This is a genomic window from Thiococcus pfennigii, from assembly GCF_016583835.1.
Taxonomy (GTDB): domain Bacteria; phylum Pseudomonadota; class Gammaproteobacteria; order Chromatiales; family Chromatiaceae; genus Thiococcus; species Thiococcus pfennigii.
Map to the genome: position 1 here is coordinate 1 of NZ_NRRW01000005.1, position 15,212 is coordinate 15,212.

Annotated in this window: 15 protein-coding genes; 10 read left to right on the top strand and 5 right to left on the bottom strand. The window is 70.4% G+C overall.

Annotated features, from left to right (window positions below; translation table 11 throughout):
* Positions 1 to 156: 156 nt before the first annotated feature.
* Positions 157 to 765, bottom strand: a complete 609-nt coding sequence (locus CKO41_RS02705; RefSeq protein ID WP_200381184.1) for a hypothetical protein — start codon at positions 763 to 765, stop codon at positions 157 to 159.
* A gap of 650 nt (positions 766 to 1,415) precedes the next feature.
* On the opposite strand from CKO41_RS02705, the gene CKO41_RS02710 reads away from it, so the two are divergent.
* Positions 1,416 to 1,853, top strand: a complete 438-nt coding sequence (locus CKO41_RS02710; RefSeq protein WP_200254630.1) for a Fur family transcriptional regulator — start codon at positions 1,416 to 1,418, stop codon at positions 1,851 to 1,853.
* A gap of 343 nt (positions 1,854 to 2,196) precedes the next feature.
* On the opposite strand, the gene CKO41_RS02715 is transcribed toward CKO41_RS02710, so the two are convergent.
* On the bottom strand, positions 2,197 to 2,805 hold the full coding sequence (locus tag CKO41_RS02715; protein ID WP_200381185.1) for a hypothetical protein: 609 nt from the start codon (positions 2,803 to 2,805) through the stop codon (positions 2,197 to 2,199).
* Positions 2,806 to 3,023: 218 nt separating this feature from the next.
* On the opposite strand from CKO41_RS02715, the gene CKO41_RS02720 reads away from it, so the two are divergent.
* From CKO41_RS02720 to CKO41_RS02760, 9 genes are all read left to right on the top strand, one after another.
* Positions 3,024 to 3,377 carry a hypothetical protein gene (locus tag CKO41_RS02720; RefSeq protein WP_200381186.1) on the top strand — a complete coding sequence of 118 codons (354 nt, stop codon included), beginning with the start codon at positions 3,024 to 3,026 and terminating at the stop codon, positions 3,375 to 3,377.
* Positions 3,374 to 4,132: a hypothetical protein gene (locus CKO41_RS02725; protein ID WP_200381187.1), complete on the top strand. Its 759-nt coding sequence runs from the start codon at positions 3,374 to 3,376 to the stop codon at positions 4,130 to 4,132. Before CKO41_RS02720 ends, CKO41_RS02725 begins: the two co-directional genes overlap by 4 nt.
* Positions 4,132 to 5,973 carry a V-type ATP synthase subunit I gene (locus tag CKO41_RS02730; protein ID WP_200381188.1) on the top strand — a complete coding sequence of 614 codons (1,842 nt, stop codon included), beginning with the start codon at positions 4,132 to 4,134 and terminating at the stop codon, positions 5,971 to 5,973. The genes CKO41_RS02725 and CKO41_RS02730 overlap by 1 nt, the downstream gene beginning before the upstream one ends.
* A 266-nt stretch (positions 5,974 to 6,239) precedes the next feature.
* Positions 6,240 to 6,590 carry an ATP synthase subunit C gene (locus CKO41_RS02735; RefSeq protein ID WP_200253480.1) on the top strand — a complete coding sequence of 117 codons (351 nt, stop codon included), beginning with the start codon at positions 6,240 to 6,242 and terminating at the stop codon, positions 6,588 to 6,590.
* A gap of 1 nt (position 6,591) precedes the next feature.
* Positions 6,592 to 6,888 (top strand): V-type ATP synthase subunit F, encoded by a 297-nt coding sequence (locus CKO41_RS02740; RefSeq protein ID WP_200253478.1) that lies wholly within the window; start codon positions 6,592 to 6,594, stop codon positions 6,886 to 6,888.
* The gene (locus CKO41_RS02745) at positions 6,885 to 7,541 is read left to right on the top strand and encodes a hypothetical protein (protein ID WP_200253476.1); all 657 of its coding nucleotides are present in this window, start codon (positions 6,885 to 6,887) and stop codon (positions 7,539 to 7,541) included. The genes CKO41_RS02740 and CKO41_RS02745 overlap by 4 nt, the downstream gene beginning before the upstream one ends.
* Positions 7,538 to 9,322 carry a V-type ATP synthase subunit A gene (locus CKO41_RS02750; protein ID WP_200381189.1) on the top strand — a complete coding sequence of 595 codons (1,785 nt, stop codon included), beginning with the start codon at positions 7,538 to 7,540 and terminating at the stop codon, positions 9,320 to 9,322. Before CKO41_RS02745 ends, CKO41_RS02750 begins: the two co-directional genes overlap by 4 nt.
* Positions 9,323 to 9,337: 15 nt before the next feature.
* The gene (locus tag CKO41_RS02755) at positions 9,338 to 10,720 is read left to right on the top strand and encodes a V-type ATP synthase subunit B (RefSeq protein ID WP_200381190.1); all 1,383 of its coding nucleotides are present in this window, start codon (positions 9,338 to 9,340) and stop codon (positions 10,718 to 10,720) included.
* A 2-nt stretch (positions 10,721 to 10,722) separates the two neighbouring features.
* Entirely contained in the window at positions 10,723 to 11,355 is a 633-nt protein-coding gene (locus tag CKO41_RS02760) for a V-type ATP synthase subunit D (protein ID WP_200381191.1), read from the top strand.
* Positions 11,356 to 11,377: 22 nt separating this feature from the next.
* On the opposite strand, the gene CKO41_RS02765 is transcribed toward CKO41_RS02760, so the two are convergent.
* The 3 genes from CKO41_RS02765 to CKO41_RS02775 are packed head-to-tail and all read right to left on the bottom strand — an operon-like array spanning position 11,378 to position 14,567.
* Positions 11,378 to 12,583 (bottom strand): ABC transporter permease, encoded by a 1,206-nt coding sequence (locus tag CKO41_RS02765; protein ID WP_200381192.1) that lies wholly within the window; start codon positions 12,581 to 12,583, stop codon positions 11,378 to 11,380.
* A complete protein-coding gene (locus tag CKO41_RS02770; protein ID WP_200253466.1) occupies positions 12,583 to 13,302 on the bottom strand; it encodes an ABC transporter ATP-binding protein in 720 nt (239 codons plus the stop codon). Before CKO41_RS02770 ends, CKO41_RS02765 begins: the two co-directional genes overlap by 1 nt.
* Complete coding sequence (locus CKO41_RS02775) at positions 13,299 to 14,567, bottom strand: efflux RND transporter periplasmic adaptor subunit (RefSeq protein ID WP_200381193.1); 1,269 nt, start codon at positions 14,565 to 14,567, stop codon at positions 13,299 to 13,301. Before CKO41_RS02775 ends, CKO41_RS02770 begins: the two co-directional genes overlap by 4 nt.
* Positions 14,568 to 15,212 lie beyond the last annotated feature (645 nt).

The window sequence follows — 15,212 nt, forward strand, 5'->3', positions numbered from 1 at the left end:
CGCCGAAGCGAGCCCGTATTCACCTTTAACTGCTTGTTTATTCGCCGATTTGCCCGCGCTTGTCACACCCTTTTTGTCATTGCCGCCGCATGGCATTCGTCAATAAGCTTTCACTAATATGCGCGTTCATTAGTGTTTGCTTATATTATGATCTCGCTATGCGGAAATGAGAAACTTCAGCTTCAAGCCATTGGGTAGCGAGCGGGTCTGGAACCAGGCCTCTTCGAGATCGACTCCGCCATCCGCATCGATGGCCAGGAGGGCGGTTGCGTCGAAATAGGTGTCGACGCTGGCGGAAAAGGCGATCTCGGCGCTGCGGAAGTTGAAACCCTGCTCTGCGCTGCCGTGCGCGTGCCCGTGCCCGCCACCGTGGTCATGGCCAGCGCCGTGCGCATGACTGATGCCGTCGGCCATGCCGAGCAGTTCGCTACCCTCGCCGTCGATATCGTCGTGGTAGTAATTTCCATCGAGAATGACCGAGATCTGCGGGTTGAATGCGGTACCCGAGGTCAGGGAACCCATGCCGCTGGGCTTGCGCTCGACCGTTTCGGACGCGCTCGCCCGTTGCGCGGTCGCGGCCGTCTCGGCCGTGCGCTCCGCAGCCTTCAGTCGTTGTTCGAGGGCATCGATCTTTGCCTCGTAGTCGGCCTTCATCTGCTCGATCATGCGCTTGATTTCGGCTATCTCGGTGCCGTCAGCCGCCGTCGCCGCCGCTGGGACAGCCAGTGTCGCCGCGACTGCGAAGCCCAATAGCGATCTCTTCATCGTCGATAGTCTCCGTCGCTGGGTGTGGGACCCCGCCTCGGGATGCACCGCGCGCCGAGGCATGGATGGGTCTTGCGAAAAATATGTTATAACATAGCGTAACGATATAACATAACAGCATCCTGCAGACGATGTGCCGGCTCGTCATGCGTCATGGTCCTGATCGATCCTGAATCGATGGCCGCGGCAGCGACGGCACCCGACGACGGTTGTCGGGGTTTCATGCCGGCTGCACCCAGGTGCAGCCGAGGACCGACGTATCATGTGCCAGTTGCTGGTCGGCTCACTGATGCGCCGGTCGACCGGGTGCCCCGAGCGGGAGGCGCAGATCGGGGCTTGGCGCTGCTGGCGGAGGTGGTCTACGAACTCCGCGGCTACCCAACGGTCGATCTCTGTCTTGGCCGGGCACTATCCGCATTCCCTTGTGCGCACGAGGTGGATCGCCCTCCCGCTGGGAGCGGCAGTGAGCGTCGTCGGCTTGACCTTATCGCGTGGTCATGACTCGTCGGTTGGCCGGTCAATCATGCCGCTCGCGGGCGGGGTCTTTATCGTGTCTGCGATCGTTGCCCTGATCCTTGATCGCCGCCGCGGCCGACGGGCCGTCTCGCGGGGCATGTTGCGAGGATGAGTCCGTGAACAATGAAGAATTCATGCAGGTGATGGAGTGTGCCGAAGGGCTGTGCCGCGCACGCGGCGTGCGCTTGACCGATCAACGCAAGGCGGTTCTGCGCATGTTGTGCCTGTCGGACAAACCGCTGACCGCTTACGAGTTACTGGAGCGAATGCGTGGTGTCGTCAAGAATCCCGCGCCGCCGACTGTCTATCGCGCATTGGATTTTCTGCTCGAACAGGGACTGGTGCACAAGCTCGAGAGCCTGCATGCCTACGTCGGCTGTGCGCATCCGGATCATCCGCACGCGAGTCAGTTCTTGATCTGCGATGCCTGCGGCGAAGTCGCCGAGGTCGAGGATCTCCGCGTGGCCGAGAGCCTGAAGGCGGCTGGCAAGGCCATTGGATTCCGTGCGAAGCGACCGGTCGTGGAGGTGCTGGGCACCTGTGCGCAGTGCAGCGCGAAGCGACATGAATAGGGTACGCACCGGGTATCCATACCGATCACCCACAAGTCGGGAGATTTCCTGAAGGGCACCTTGAAAAATTGCCATCCGGGCGATTTTTCAAGACGCGAAACGAAAATGCGATTTCCGCTTCGCTTCTGGGGCGCGCAGGGTGTCCCGGCACGGCTGACCAGGTGCGGTGAGCTTGTGAACCGCACCGTTCGCGAGGTCGCTTCGGGCGCAGTTCGTTCCTCGCCACATCCTTACGATGCCGCGGACTCTCGCGGTAAACCTGCGAATGCCTCGGCGATGACCCGCGCACGGGCGGGCTCGTCTTGAACGTTGGTCAGGGCCTCGTCGCGGCCGACGCCCGGGCTCATGGCGCCGATCCGCCATCGGGCGGGGTCGGCGACGAGCCGATCGTCAGATAGCGCCCCACCTGCGCTTGAACCTGGGCCGGCGAGAGCGGCGGGCCGAAGTCGCAGTTGTAGTAGGGGGCGAGGCAACGCAGGTACATGACGTCGCTGGGCGCGGTCGATGCGAGCCACCATGTGAATTCCTGGAAGATCGGCTCGGCGCAACTGCGCAGGCCGAGCAGGGCGGGGATGCGCGTGGTGGGGTCGCGCAGGGGACGGTGGCTGGCGCGGCTGACGCGGAATTCGCCGCTGGTGATCCGTTGCGGCTGGTCGCCGGAGACGGTGCGCACCTCCAGCTCGCAGTAGGGTTCGAGTCTGTTGCCCGCAGAGGCGAGCCGCCCGTCCTGGAGGACCACGTGCGCGCTGCCGGGCGGGATCGTGATGGGGGCCGTGACGGTCAGCGACAGCCCGGTCGCGGCCGGCGGGCCGTCGAAGGCGCAGCCGGCGGGTAGGGCGGCGAGCGTTGTCGAGAGTGCGAGCAGGCATGCCGGCCGGCACGCAGGCGCGCGGCGTCGCCGGCGCTTGGGCGCGGGTCGAGAGGTGACGGACGGGGCGGGGGGCGTGGCCATGCGGGTGTCTCCGAGGTCGGGTGCCGGGCCGGCAGGGTCGTCGGGGCGCCGCTCGGCCATGGTTCGCGATCGTCTTGACCCCGGTCAATGGCGGGGCGGGCCGCCGGCCGGCGACGGGCTATGCTAAGACTCTAGGCGAGGGGCCGACGGTTGGCCATGCCGGGTCTGACGCGTTTCCCGCCTCGTTGTGTCGTCCGTCGTCGATCCCGAGCTACGCCATGGTCTCCGACCCCTCCGATACTGCGGCCATTGATCAGGCCATCAACCGCATCCTCGCCGCCGAGCGGGATGCACGCACCGGCGTCGCGCAGTGCGCGGCCGAGGCCGAGGCGATCCTCGCCGCGGCCCAGGCACGGGCGGAACGGGTCCGTGCCCGCACCGAGCAGCGCGTCCAACTCGTGCATCGGATCGCCGATCGGTGCCTGGAGCAGGTCTTGGCCGATCTTGCGGCGATCCCGATCGACCCGGACGAGGACGGGGCCGCGACACCGGTCCCGACCGGTCCCCCCGATGTCGCGATGGACGAGGCGATCGCGCGCCTCCTCGACGAGATGGTCGGCCCCGCGCCATGATCGTCGCCGCCCGTCCGTTCGCCTACGCCCAGGCCCGCATGCAGGCGCGTTGCGCGGCGCTGCCGGACGAGGCGGCCTGGGGCCGCCTCGCGGCGACGCGCACGCTGACCGCCTGCCTGGCCGAGGCGCGCGTGCTGCGTTTCGGCCCGTGGGTGAAGGGGTTTTCGCGCCACAGCGGGGTGCACGAGCTGGAACGCGGCCTGCGTCTGCACTTTCGCGACGCCGTCGATGCCCTTGCCGACTGGGTGCCAGAAGGGTGGCGCGCGGCCGTCGCCTGGACGCGCTGGCTGCCGTGTCTGCCGCTGTTCGCGGCACTCGCCCGCGGCGGGACGCCGCCGCCCTGGGCCCGCGAGGACTACCTGCTCGCCGCCTTGCTCGACGAGGCCGGCGAGCCCCGTCCGGCGGCGCTGGCGCAGGCCGGCCTGGGGCCGCTGCTCGCTGACGGTGACGAGGTCGCGGCGGCCTGGCTGCGCGAGTGGCGTGGGCGCTGGCCGCGCTGCGGCGGCGCGACGCGCGCCGGCCTGACGGGGTTCTTGGCGCTGCTCGGGGCGCACGCCACGGCCTTTCGCGCCGCGCCGCCGAGCGCCGCCTGGCCGTTGCGCCGCGCGTTGCGGGGCGAGCTTCAGCACCGCTTCCACCTGTCGCCGTTGCAGCCGGTGACCGCCTTCATCTTCCTGGCCCTGGTCGCGCTGGACCTGGAGCGGCTGCGCGCCGAGCTGATCGGGCGTGCCCTGTTCGTCGCGGAGGCCGATTGATGTTGCGCCCGCAGGCCGCCCGCTGGCTCGAGGTCCTGTGCAGCCGTCGCGATGGGGTGCGCACCGTTGCGACGCTCGCGGCGACCGGCGCCCTGGAGGTCGAGCTGCGCCGCGCCGCGCCGACGGAGCAGCCGCTGCGCCACCTGGCCGCCGGGCTCGCCGAGTACGAGCGGCTGCACGCGCGCTACGGCCGCTACTGGGAACGCGGCCGACTGCGCCAGTCGCCACTGGTCGGCTCGCCCGATGCGCTGCTCGACCTGACGCTGGGGCGGCTCGGCGCCTGGCGTCGCGAGGCCGATCCGCTCATCGTCGCCTTGCAGGCCGACGAGGAGGAACTCGCCCACCTGCGCTGGCTGACTAAGATCATCGCCCACCTGACCGCCGGACAGCTCGACTACCGGCTGGTGAGCGAGTGCGGTCCGGTGCTCGCGACCTCCTGCGCAATCCTGCCGCGCGAGGCGGACCCGCGGCTGCCGGCCTCGGTGATCGCCCGGCGCGTCCCCTGGGATGACCAACAGTGCCTCCTGATCCTCGGCCCGGCGGCCGGCATCGCCGCGGCCAAGCGTCAGGTCCAGGCCGTGAAGGGTCGGATCATCGAACGCCCGGCCTGGCTGCGCGGCGATGCCACCGAGGCCGGGTTGCAGCTTCGGGCACGTTGCCAGGCCCTCGCGACCGGGATCGTCCATCGCTACGCCGAGCTCGATGCCCTGTTCGAGGACTTCGCGCTCGGCGACGTCCTCGGCGAGGTGGCCTGGCTGGCCTGGTTCGCGCGCCACGTCGGGGCGCTCGAGCGGGCCGGCGATCAGCTGGTCTGGATCACCGGCTGGACGGACGACCCGCACGGTGGCGCCCTGATCGACGCACTCGCGCACTCGCAGACGCGGGCCCTGCTGCGCCTCGCCGAGCCCCCGCCCGCGGTCCGCGCGCCGCAGATCCTCGTCAATCCCCGCTGGCTGCGACCCTTCGAGCTCTTCACGCGCGCCCTGGGCGCCCCCGACGCCGACGAGGCGGACCCGACGCCGATCCTGGCCGTCGTCGTGCCGCTGCTGTTCGGCTACATGTTCGGTGACCTCGGCCAGGGGCTCGTCCTCGCGCTGCTCGGTGGGTGGCTGGACCGGCGGTTTCGCGGGCGGCGCGAGACGGCCCGGCCGCTCGCCCGCCTGATCCTCGTTTGCGGCCTCGCGTCGATGGCCTTCGGCGTCCTGTTCGGCAGCCTGTTCGGCCGCGAGGACCTGATCCCGGCCCTCTGGCTCCACCCGCTCGACGAGCCGGTCCGCGTGCTCGCGGTGCCGCTCGCCTTCGGCGTCGGCCTGTTGAGCCTGGGCCAGGTCCTCGCCGGGTTCGGCGCCGAGCGGGGCGGCGAGTTCGGTCGCTGGCTGCGCCTGGATGCGGGGCTGCTGCTCGTCTATCTCGGGCTCCTGGGCTGGCTGCTTCATCCAGGCGCCGCCTGGCTCGTGTGGCCGGGGCTCGCCTGGTATCTGGTCGGGGCCCTGACGTTGTCGGGTCGCTGGTCGGTGCGGCTCGCGGCGCTCGGCGAACTCGTCGAGCGGGCGCTGCAGCTCCTCGTCAACACGCTGTCGTTCGCCCGCATCGGGGCCTTCGCGCTCGCCCATGCCGCGCTGTCGGCGGCGATCGTGACGATGGCCGCGGCGGCGCCGGCCGGCGCCGGCCTCGCGATCCTGATCGCCGGCAACCTGGTGATCATCGCCCTCGAGGGCCTGGTCGTCTCGATCCAGACGACGCGGCTGGTACTCTTCGAGTTCTTCAATCGGTTTCTGCATGGCGGTGGTCGGGTCTTCCGGCCGCTGCCGCCACCGCCGGCGATGGTCGGCGTGGCCTGAGATCAATGTGAAGGTCCGCCGTGTCGGGTGTGGTGAGGGACGAACCGCACCCATGCCGGCCTTGAGTCCCCTCAGGAAGGGTGCAGAAACAACCAACACGAGCGAGGGGAAGGAAGGGAGACTACGAAATACACGAAAGTCGCGAAAAACAGCGGATAATGATCTTTGGCCTTTTCGCGTTTCTCGCGTGTTTCGGTGCGTCCAAGAAGATGTGCCGCTTGTACTTCAGGCGTCACTAGGTATCGCCTTGCGTTCGGAGATCGCCGATGACAAGAAAAGGCCTGTTCGTCGCCTCCCTGGTCGCCATGACTGCGCTGCTGGCCGGGCTCTCCAGCCTGCTCCTCTGGCAGTCCCCGGCGCAGGCCGCCGAGGCCCTCGCCGGCGGCGGGCTCGATCCCGTCGTGATGCGCTGGGGTTTCGTCGCCGCCGCGCTCGCGACCGGCATCTCGTCGCTCGGTGCCGCCTACGCGGTGGCGGCCGTCGGCACCGCGGCCGTCGGCGCGCTGGCCGAGAAGCCGGAGCTCTTCGGCCGCGCGATCATCCTGGTCGGGCTCGCCGAGGGGATCGCGATCTACGGGGTCATCGTCTCCGTGCTGATCCTCAACCGGCTCGGCTGAGATGGGCGCCTGCGCCTTCATCGGCGACGAGGTGAGCGCCGTTGGTTTTCGCCTGGCCGGGGTCGCCGTCCATGTGCCGACGCCGGCGGCCCTGCCGGGGCTCTTCGAGGCCCTCTGCGGCGAGGCGGAGCTGATCCTACTGACGGCGGAGGTCGCGGACTGGCTGCCGGCCGGGCGGCTGCGCGCGGCGTTGCAGGCCGCCCGGCCGCTGGTCCTGGTCGTCGCCGACATCCGCGGCCAGCACCCGCCGCCCGATGTCGCCGCGGCCCTGCGCCGCCAGTTGGGGATGGGCGAATGAGACTCGCCGAGCGCGAACAGGGGCTGCTCGATCTCGTCGCCCAGTATCGCGAGGCCGAGTGCCGGCGGCGCCTCGCCCAGGCGCGGGCCGAGGCCGGGGCGCTGCTGCGGCGCACCTTCGCCGAGGAGCGGACCCATCTGCATGCCCAGATCGAGGCCGAACGCCACCGCGCCCGCACCCGTATCGAGGCGATCCATGCCGATCGCGAGACCCGCCTGCGCCACCGCGGCGAGCGGCGCAGCGCGCGCCGGCTCGCCGCGGCCTGGCCGCGGTTGGAGGCGGCGCTGCGCGGGCGCTGGCGCACGCCGGCCGGGCGGCGCACCTGGGCCGAGCACCACCTGCGGTCGGCGCGCGAGCGGCTCCCGCCGCCCGGACCGGATGGACACTGGGTGATCCGCCACGCACCCGACTGGAGCGAGCCCGAACGGCGCGCGCTCGCCGTCGATCTCGGGCTTGGGCTCGGCCACCGGCCGCGCTTCCTCGCCGACGGCGGGCTCGTCGCCGGGCTGACGATCGCCTGCGGCGGGGCGATCCTGGATGCGAGCCTGGCCGGTCTGTTGCGCGATCGGGTGCGCCTGGAGGCGCGGCTGCTGGCCCTGCGGGAGGCGGCCGAGCGGGCCGCCGAGATCGGGCCGCCCGGGACCTCGCGATGAGCACGGCGACGACGACCTGGATCAATGGGCCGGTGCTGCGGGCGCGGCCCGATGGGACCTTCCGGCTGCGCGAGGCGGTCGCGGTCGGGCCGCAGCGGTTGCTCGGCGAGGTCATCCGCATCGCCCGCGACGAGATCGTCGTGCAGGTCTACGAGGACACGAGCGGGCTGCGCCCGGGCACGCCGGTCGAGGGGCGCGGGCAGCTCCTGTCGGTGCGGCTCGGTCCGGGCCTCCTCGGGCGCATCTTCGACGGCCTGCTGCGCCCGCTCGGCGATCCGGCCGATCCGTACGTGACGCCGGGGCTGGGCGAGGGCAGCGCCTCGACCTTCTATTTCCGCCCGCTCTGCACGCCGGGTGACGCCCTCGCCGCCGGCCAGCCGCTCGGCGAGATCGGGCTGGTCGAGGGGGCGGTCCAGCAGTGCCTGGCGCCGCCCGACCTGGTACCCGGCACCGTCGCCGAGGTCGCCGGGGCCGGCGAGTACCGCGACGACGAGGTGATCTGCCGGGTACGCACGGCCAACGGGGCGAGCCGCGACCTGACCATGTGCCACGAGTGGCCGGTGCGCCTGCCGCGGCCGGTTGCGGCTCGGCTGCCGTCGGACGAGCCGATGGTGACCGGCCAGCGGATCATCGATTGCCTGTTCCCGATCGCCCGCGGCGGCACCGGCGCGATCCCGGGCGGCTTCGGCACCGGCAAGACGGTCCTCCTGGAGACGGTCGCCAAGTGGTGCGCCGCCGACGTCATCGTCTACGTCGGCTGCGGCGAGCGCGGCAACGAGATGGCCGGGCTGCTCGGGGAGTTCGTCGAACTCGTCGATCCGCGCAGCGGCCGGCCGTTGCTGGAGCGCACCGTCGTGATCGCCAATACCTCGAACATGCCGGTCTCGGCGCGCGAGGCGAGCATCTACACGGGCATTACGGTCGCCGAGTACTTCCGCGATCAGGGCCTCGACGTCACCCTGATGGCCGACTCGACGAGCCGCTGGGCCGAGGCCCTGCGTGAGGTCTCGGGGCGCCTCGGCGAGCTGCCCGGCGAGGCCGGCTATCCGGCCTATCTGAGCAGCCGGCTCGCGGACTTCTACGAACGGGCCGCGCGGGTGCGCACGCTGGCCGGCAACCAGGGGGCGGTGACGGTGCTCGGCGCCGTCAGCCCGCCGTCGGGGGACTTCTCAGAGCCGGTCACCAACCACACGCGGCGCTATGTCGGCTGCCTCTGGGTGCTCGACGCCCAGCGCGCCCAGGCGCGCTTCTACCCGGCGATCCATCCGCTGCAATCCTACAGCCTGGCCGCCACCGGTCTCGCCCGCTGGTGGCACGGACAGGGCTGCACCCGCTGGGAGGGTCTGCGCCGGCGCTTCCTGACCCTGATCGAGGAGCAGGCGCGCCTGGAGCGGATGGCGCGGATCATCGGTCGCGACGCGATGCCCGAGCGCCAGCGCCTGACGCTCCTGTGCGCCCAGCTCGTCGAGCAGGCCTTCCTGCGCCAGTCGGCCTTCTCGCCGATCGACCGCTACGCGACGCCGGCCCGCCAGGCGGTCATGATGCGCCTGATCGGGCGCTTCATCGACGGCGCCGAGGCGCTGCTCGCCCAGGGCGTGGCCCCCGAGCGGCTCGCCGCGCTGCCGGTCTTCCGTGCCCTGATGCGGATGGGCGAGGAGATCGCCGAGGGCGATTGGGAGCGCTTCTCCGAGCTCGATCAGGCCCTCACGGCGGGGCTGCGCGAGCTCGAGAGCGGCGCGGCGGATGGCGCGGGCGCCGCGGCCCCGCCGGCGGCGGGCTGACAGGAGGCGGGGACGATGTACGCGAGACTCGTCGGCGAAGAGCTGGCCCAGCGTGCGGCCGGGCCGCTCCTGTTCCTGCATCGGCGCGTCGACGTCGGCCTCAACGAGGCGGTCGAGGTCGAGGACGCCGACGGGCGGGTGCGGCTCGGGCGCATCGCCGCGCTGGATACCGAGACGATCACGGTCGAGATGCTCGATGACACCGCGGGCCTGGCGCTCGCCGGGACCCGGGTGCGCTTCTTCGGCGAGCCGCTGCGCTTCCATGTCGGTCCCGGCCTGCTCGGGCGCATCTTCAACGGCATCGGCCAGCCGCTCGACGGCGGTCCGCCGTTGCCGGCGGCGCGCGCCTACCGGGTCGACGGGCTGCCGATCAAGCCGTCGGCCCGCGAGGCCCCGAGCGAGTTCCTGGAGACCGGCTTCACGGCGATCGATCTGCTCAACAGCCTGGTGCGCGGTCAGAAGCTGCCGCTGTTCTCGGGCGGGGGGTTGCCGCACGACCGCATCGCCGTCGATATCGCCTGCCATGCCCGCCTGCCGGGCGGACGCGCCAGGGAGCAGGACTTCGCGATCGTCTTCGCCGGGATCGGCATCCCGCACGACAGCGCCGAGCTCTTCCGCAGCGAGATGGAGCGCAGCGGGGCGCTGGCGCGCACCGTCCTGTTCCTGAACCTGGCCAGCGACTCCAGCGCCCAGCGCCTGCTCGCGCCGCGCTTCGCGTTGACCGCCGCCGAATACCTGGCCTTCAGCGAGGGCAAGGATGTGCTCGTGATCCTGACCGACCTCACGAACTACGGCGAGGCGTTGCGCGAGGTCTCGGCGAGCCGCGCCGAGGTGCCGAGCCGCAAGGGCTATCCCGGCTACATGTACTCGGACCTCGCGACCCTCTACGAGCGCGCCGGGCGGATCCGCGGTCGGCCCGGCTCGCTGACCCAGCTCCCGATCCTGACGATGCCGAACGACGACATCACCCACCCGATCCCGGACCTGACCGGCTACATCACCGAGGGCCAGATCGTCCTCGACCGCGACCTGCACCGGCGCGACATCTACCCGCCGGTGCGGGTCCTGCCGAGCCTGTCGCGGCTGATGAAGGACGGTACCGGCAAGGGCCGCACCGACGCCGATCATCCGGCGCTCGCCGCCCAGCTCTACGCCGCCTATGCCCGCACCCAGCAGACGCGCCTGCTCGCGAGCGTCGTCGGCGAGGAGGGCCTGTCCGCCGTCGACCGCAGCTACCTCGCGTTCGGCGAGGCCTTCGAGGGCGACCTCGTCCATCAGGACGAGGCGCGCAGCCTGGCGGAGAGCCTCGAGGCCGGCTGGGGGGTCCTGCGCGGCCTGCCGCGGGCGGAGCTGCATCGCCTGAGCGACGCCCAGATCGCCGCCCATTTGGGGGCCTGAGCGTGCCGCTGCACGAGGTCAAGGCGACCCACAGCGCCTACCTCGCGCTACGCGAGGAGCGCCTCGGCATGGAGGAGGGCTACCGCTTCCTCGACGAGAAGCGCCTCATCCTGGCCGCCGAGATCCTCGACCAACTGGCCCGCCACGAGCGCCTGATGGGCGAATATCGGAGGCGCGCCGCCGAGGCGCGCGCGGCCCTGGCGGGGGCGGTCGCCCGCTACGGTCTCGAGGGGCTGAGCCTCTATCCGGCGAGCCCGGCACCGCCGGCCCTCGGTGCGCCGACGACGCGCTCGGTGCTCGGAGTGGTCCTCGAGGAGGTGCCGGAGGCGCCGGGGGAGACGCCTGAGGATGAGACTGGGCCGCCGCCATCGCCCGTCGACGCGAGCCCCGAGGGCGACGCCGCCCGGGCCGCCTTTCGGGCCTTGGTGCCGCTGGCGCAGCGGCTCGCGGTCTTGGTCGGCAACCTGGAGCGGCTGCGCCGCGAGTACACGCGCACCGCACGCCGTGCCCGGGCGATGGAGGACGTGCTGCTGCCGGAACTCGACGAGGCCCTGCGCACCGTCGCCGCGGCCCTCGAGGAGCAAGAGCGCGAGGAGACGCTGCGGGCGCGCATGCCCCGGGTCGGCCCGCCCTGACCGGGCCCAGGGCGGGCGCCAATCACTCGTGACGCAGGGCCTCGATCGGGTCGAGTTGGGCCGCTCGGCGGGCCGGGACATAGCCGAAGACCACGCCGACGACGGCCGAGAAGACGAAGGCCAGCGTGACGATGCCACTGTCGAATACGAACGGGACCTTGAGGGCCTGCGACAGCCATAGCGACGAGACGATCGCGAGGACGATGCCGATGAGGCCGCCGAGCGAGGAGAGGACCATGGCCTCGACGAGGAACTGGGTCTGTACCTCGCGTTCCTGGGCGCCGATCGCGAGGCGGATGCCGATCTCGCGGGTGCGCTCGGTGACCGACACCAGCATGATGTTCATGATCCCGATGCCCCCGACCAGCAGGCTGACCGAGGCGACCGCGCCGAGCAAGGCGGTCAGGATCTCCGTGGTTGCCGTCAGCAGCCCGGAGACCTCCTGGAGGTCCGTCACCATGAAGTCATCCTGCTCCCAGGGCGCGATGCGCCGGCGCTCGCGCAGCAGGGTGGCGATCGCCTCCTTGACCTCCTCGGTCGATGCGCTATCGCGCATCGTGGCGTAAATCAGGCTGATGTTCTGGCTGCCGGTCACGCGTCTTTGAATCGTGCGCAGCGGGATGATGACGATGTCATCCTGGTCCATGCCAACGCTGCTCTGCCCCTTGGGCTCGACGAGGCCGATCACCTGGCAGGCGATGTTGTTCAGCCGGATGCGCTGGCCGATCGGTGGGCTGCTGCCGAACAGCTCCCGTTGGACAGTGGCGCCGACGAGACAGACGGCCTTGCCGGTGCTCAGCTCGGTCCGAGAGAACTCACGGCCGGCCGACAGCGGCCAGCTGCGCACGGTCAGATACGCATTCTCGGTGCCGACGACGTTGGTCGCCCAGTTGCGGTTGCCGACGATCGCCGTCATGCGCTGCGAGGAGACGGGCGCCACGGCCACGAGGCCGCCGATCTGGTCGCGTATCGCGACGGCGTCGTCGACCTCGAAGGGCCTGGCCTCGGAGATGATGGCCGGGCCGACGCGCTGGCCCGGGCGGATGATGAGGAGGTTGCTGCCGAGGCTCTCGATCTGGCGCTGGACCTCGATGGTTGCGCCGCTGCCGAGGAAGACCATCACGATCACGGCGGCGACGCCGATCACGATGCCGAGCACGGTGAGGAATGAGCGCAGGACGTTGCGGCGGATCTCGCGGAAGGCGAGCAGGAAGCTGTTCCAGAGCATCAGCGGCCCCCATCTCCCGGGACGGTGCTCTCCACCAGTCCGTCGAGGAAGTGGATCGAGCGGTTCGCGTATTCGGCCATGTCCGGCTCGTGGGTGATCATGATGATGGTGATCCCGCGCGTGCGGTTGAGGTCCGTGAGGAGGTCCATGATCTCGCGGCTGCGGGCCGAGTCGAGGTTGCCGGTCGGCTCGTCGGCGAGGAGCACGGCGGGTTCGGTCACCAGCGCGCGGGCGATCGCGACGCGCTGCTGCTGGCCGCCGGAGAGTTCGGCCGGGGTGTGGGTCTCCCAGCCGATCAGGCCGACCGCCTTCAGGGCCTGGCGGGCGCGCTCATGGCGCTCGCTGGCCGGTTCGCGGCGGTAGATCAGCGGCAGCTCGACGTTCTCGATGGCCGAGGTCCGGCTGAGCAGGTTGTAGCCCTGGAAGACGAATCCGAGGTACTGGCGGCGCAAGAGGGCGCGCTCGTCGCGCGTCAGATGCCCGACCTCGGCGCCGCGGAAGCGGTAGCTGCCCGAGGTCGGGGTGTCGAGGCAGCCGAGGATGTTCATCGTCGTCGACTTGCCGGAGCCGCTTGGGCCCATGACGGCGACGAACTCGCCTTGCTCGATGGTGATGTCGATGCCGCGCAGCGCGTGCATCGCGGCCGCGCCGCTGCCATAGACCTTCGTCACCTGCACGAGTTCGATGAGCGGCGGATCGGTGCGCCCGACGGCGGTCATTGGCTTCCCGTCCTGACGGCGTCGACCACCACCGGGGTGCCGGGTGCGAGATCGCCGTCGATGATCTGCGTGACGATGCCGTCCGTCGGGCCTGTCTGCACGGTGACGGCCTTGGGGCGGCTGTCCTCGAGGAGCCAGACCTGGGATCCCCCGTCGGCGTCGGGTCGCGTCACCGGCTTGGTCGTGCTCGTCGGCGGACGCAGGAACATCCCGACCAGGCCGCCGCCTCCGCCGGACGATTCCTCCTCCTCGGTGGCCGCGGGTGGCTTGAAGCGCAGCGCCGTGTTGGGGACCAGCACGACGTCCTGGAGTCGGGTGACGGTGATTTCGGCCGTGGCCGTCATGCCCGGGCGCAGCAGCAGCGACTCGTTGTCGACGGCGAGAATCGTCTTGTAGGTGACCACCCCCGCGACGACCTCGGGCGCGAAACGCACCTCCTCGATCTTGGCCGGGAAGGTGCGGTCGGGGTAGGCGTCGACCGAAAAGACCGCCGGCTGTCCGATGGCGACGAGACCGACGTCGGCCTCGTCGACGTCGATGTGCAATTCCATGTGGCCAAGATCTTCGGCCAGTCTGAAGAGCACGGGCGTCTGCAGGGCGGCCGCGACCGTTTGACCCGGTTCGACTCGTCGCTCCAGGACGATGCCGTCGATCGGCGAGCGGATGATCGCCTTCTCCAGCGCGCGCCGGTCGGAGTCCTGCCGTGCCTGCGCCTGGGCGACCTCGGCCTGGGCGACGGCGAGGCCGGCCTCGGCGCGCGCCGCCGCCGCCGTGGCCCTGTCCAGCTCTTCCTGCGAGGAGAGCTTCTTGGCGATCAGATCTTGCACGCGGCGCAGTCGGTTGCTGGTCTCGGTGAGGGTCGCCTGGGCCTCGACGACCCGCGCCTCGGCGAGGGCCAGGGCTGCCGAGGACTGGCGGAAGCCTGCCTCCAACTGATCGGTGTCGAGTTCGGCCAGGATCTGCCCGGCTGTGATGCGGTCGTTGAAGTCGGCGTTCACCGATTCGATGGTGCCCGATACCTCGGTGCCGACTTCGACCTGGTTGACAGGCCTCAGGGAGCCGGTGGCGGTGATCGTGACGGTCAGGTCGCCACGTGTCACCGCGTCCGTCGTGTAGGTGATCGCGGTGTGGTCCGTGCGGAAATAGCGACCGACGACGAGGACGATGAGCGTCACGCCGACGAGTACGCCGAGATTGCGCCAGACGCGATTGCGGTTGGTCCGCTTCTTCGCGTCTTCCAACACCTGGGAGATTTCCTCTGTCACGTCGTTCTCTCAATAATGAAGATTTGAACCGGATCGTCGGCGGACCCCGGCCCATCGCTTGGCGATGTCCCTTCGAGCGCCGACCCCGACACCGGCGGGGCGGACGCGCCGGCATTCTAACGAGCATGCACGAGTGGCGGCACCCCGAAAAATGAGGCTGCCTGTCTCACGGTAAGCGAAAGGCCGATCCGCCGGCGTTGCGCGTGGCGGGTATCATCATCGCGCTCCTCGGATGGCGGTCGATCGGGCGCGTGGAATGTTTGCTCCGGGTGCTCCAATCGGCCCTCGCATTTGGGGTCGGAACCCGTCCACCCGGCCTGTTGCATCGGTATCTCGAACTTCGGGGCGCGGTTGGCCGCAGGCTGGCCACGGATGGCCCGGCCGGGGAGGGGCTAGGGGGCCGCGAACGATTGTCATCCAGGCAGTTTTTCAAGATGCGAAGCGAAAATGCGATTTCCGCTTCGCTTCATTTTCAATCGTTTAGACGGCTGAAGGTGGCGGGTGGCGCGGGCGGCGCGCGAATTGCCACTGGGGTCTCGGGCCCAGGGGCGGCGGTCCGACGGCCAGCGAGGTGCGTCCCGCGGGGTGTCCGGCAAGGCACGAGGAGACGCCATGCCCGCCGATTGCGGTGCTTCGCGATAGCGC

What these genes read in the sequence shown, in the direction of transcription:
- CKO41_RS02730 (WP_200381188.1), top strand. Translation starts at nt 4,132, where the DNA reads ATGTTGCGCCCGCAGGCCGCCCGCTGGCTCGAGGTCCTGTGCAGCCGT.
- CKO41_RS02755 (WP_200381190.1), top strand. Translation starts at nt 9,338, where the DNA reads ATGTACGCGAGACTCGTCGGCGAAGAGCTGGCCCAGCGTGCGGCCGGG.
- CKO41_RS02725 (WP_200381187.1), top strand. Translation starts at nt 3,374, where the DNA reads ATGATCGTCGCCGCCCGTCCGTTCGCCTACGCCCAGGCCCGCATGCAG.
- CKO41_RS02720 (WP_200381186.1), top strand. Translation starts at nt 3,024, where the DNA reads ATGGTCTCCGACCCCTCCGATACTGCGGCCATTGATCAGGCCATCAAC.
- CKO41_RS02715 (WP_200381185.1), bottom strand. Translation starts at nt 2,805, where the DNA reads ATGGCCACGCCCCCCGCCCCGTCCGTCACCTCTCGACCCGCGCCCAAG.
- CKO41_RS02735 (WP_200253480.1), top strand. Translation starts at nt 6,240, where the DNA reads ATGACAAGAAAAGGCCTGTTCGTCGCCTCCCTGGTCGCCATGACTGCG.
- CKO41_RS02710 (WP_200254630.1), top strand. Translation starts at nt 1,416, where the DNA reads ATGCAGGTGATGGAGTGTGCCGAAGGGCTGTGCCGCGCACGCGGCGTG.
- CKO41_RS02745 (WP_200253476.1), top strand. Translation starts at nt 6,885, where the DNA reads ATGAGACTCGCCGAGCGCGAACAGGGGCTGCTCGATCTCGTCGCCCAG.
- CKO41_RS02740 (WP_200253478.1), top strand. Translation starts at nt 6,592, where the DNA reads ATGGGCGCCTGCGCCTTCATCGGCGACGAGGTGAGCGCCGTTGGTTTT.
- CKO41_RS02770 (WP_200253466.1), bottom strand. Translation starts at nt 13,302, where the DNA reads ATGACCGCCGTCGGGCGCACCGATCCGCCGCTCATCGAACTCGTGCAG.
- CKO41_RS02765 (WP_200381192.1), bottom strand. Translation starts at nt 12,583, where the DNA reads ATGCTCTGGAACAGCTTCCTGCTCGCCTTCCGCGAGATCCGCCGCAAC.
- CKO41_RS02750 (WP_200381189.1), top strand. Translation starts at nt 7,538, where the DNA reads ATGAGCACGGCGACGACGACCTGGATCAATGGGCCGGTGCTGCGGGCG.
- CKO41_RS02705 (WP_200381184.1), bottom strand. Translation starts at nt 765, where the DNA reads ATGAAGAGATCGCTATTGGGCTTCGCAGTCGCGGCGACACTGGCTGTC.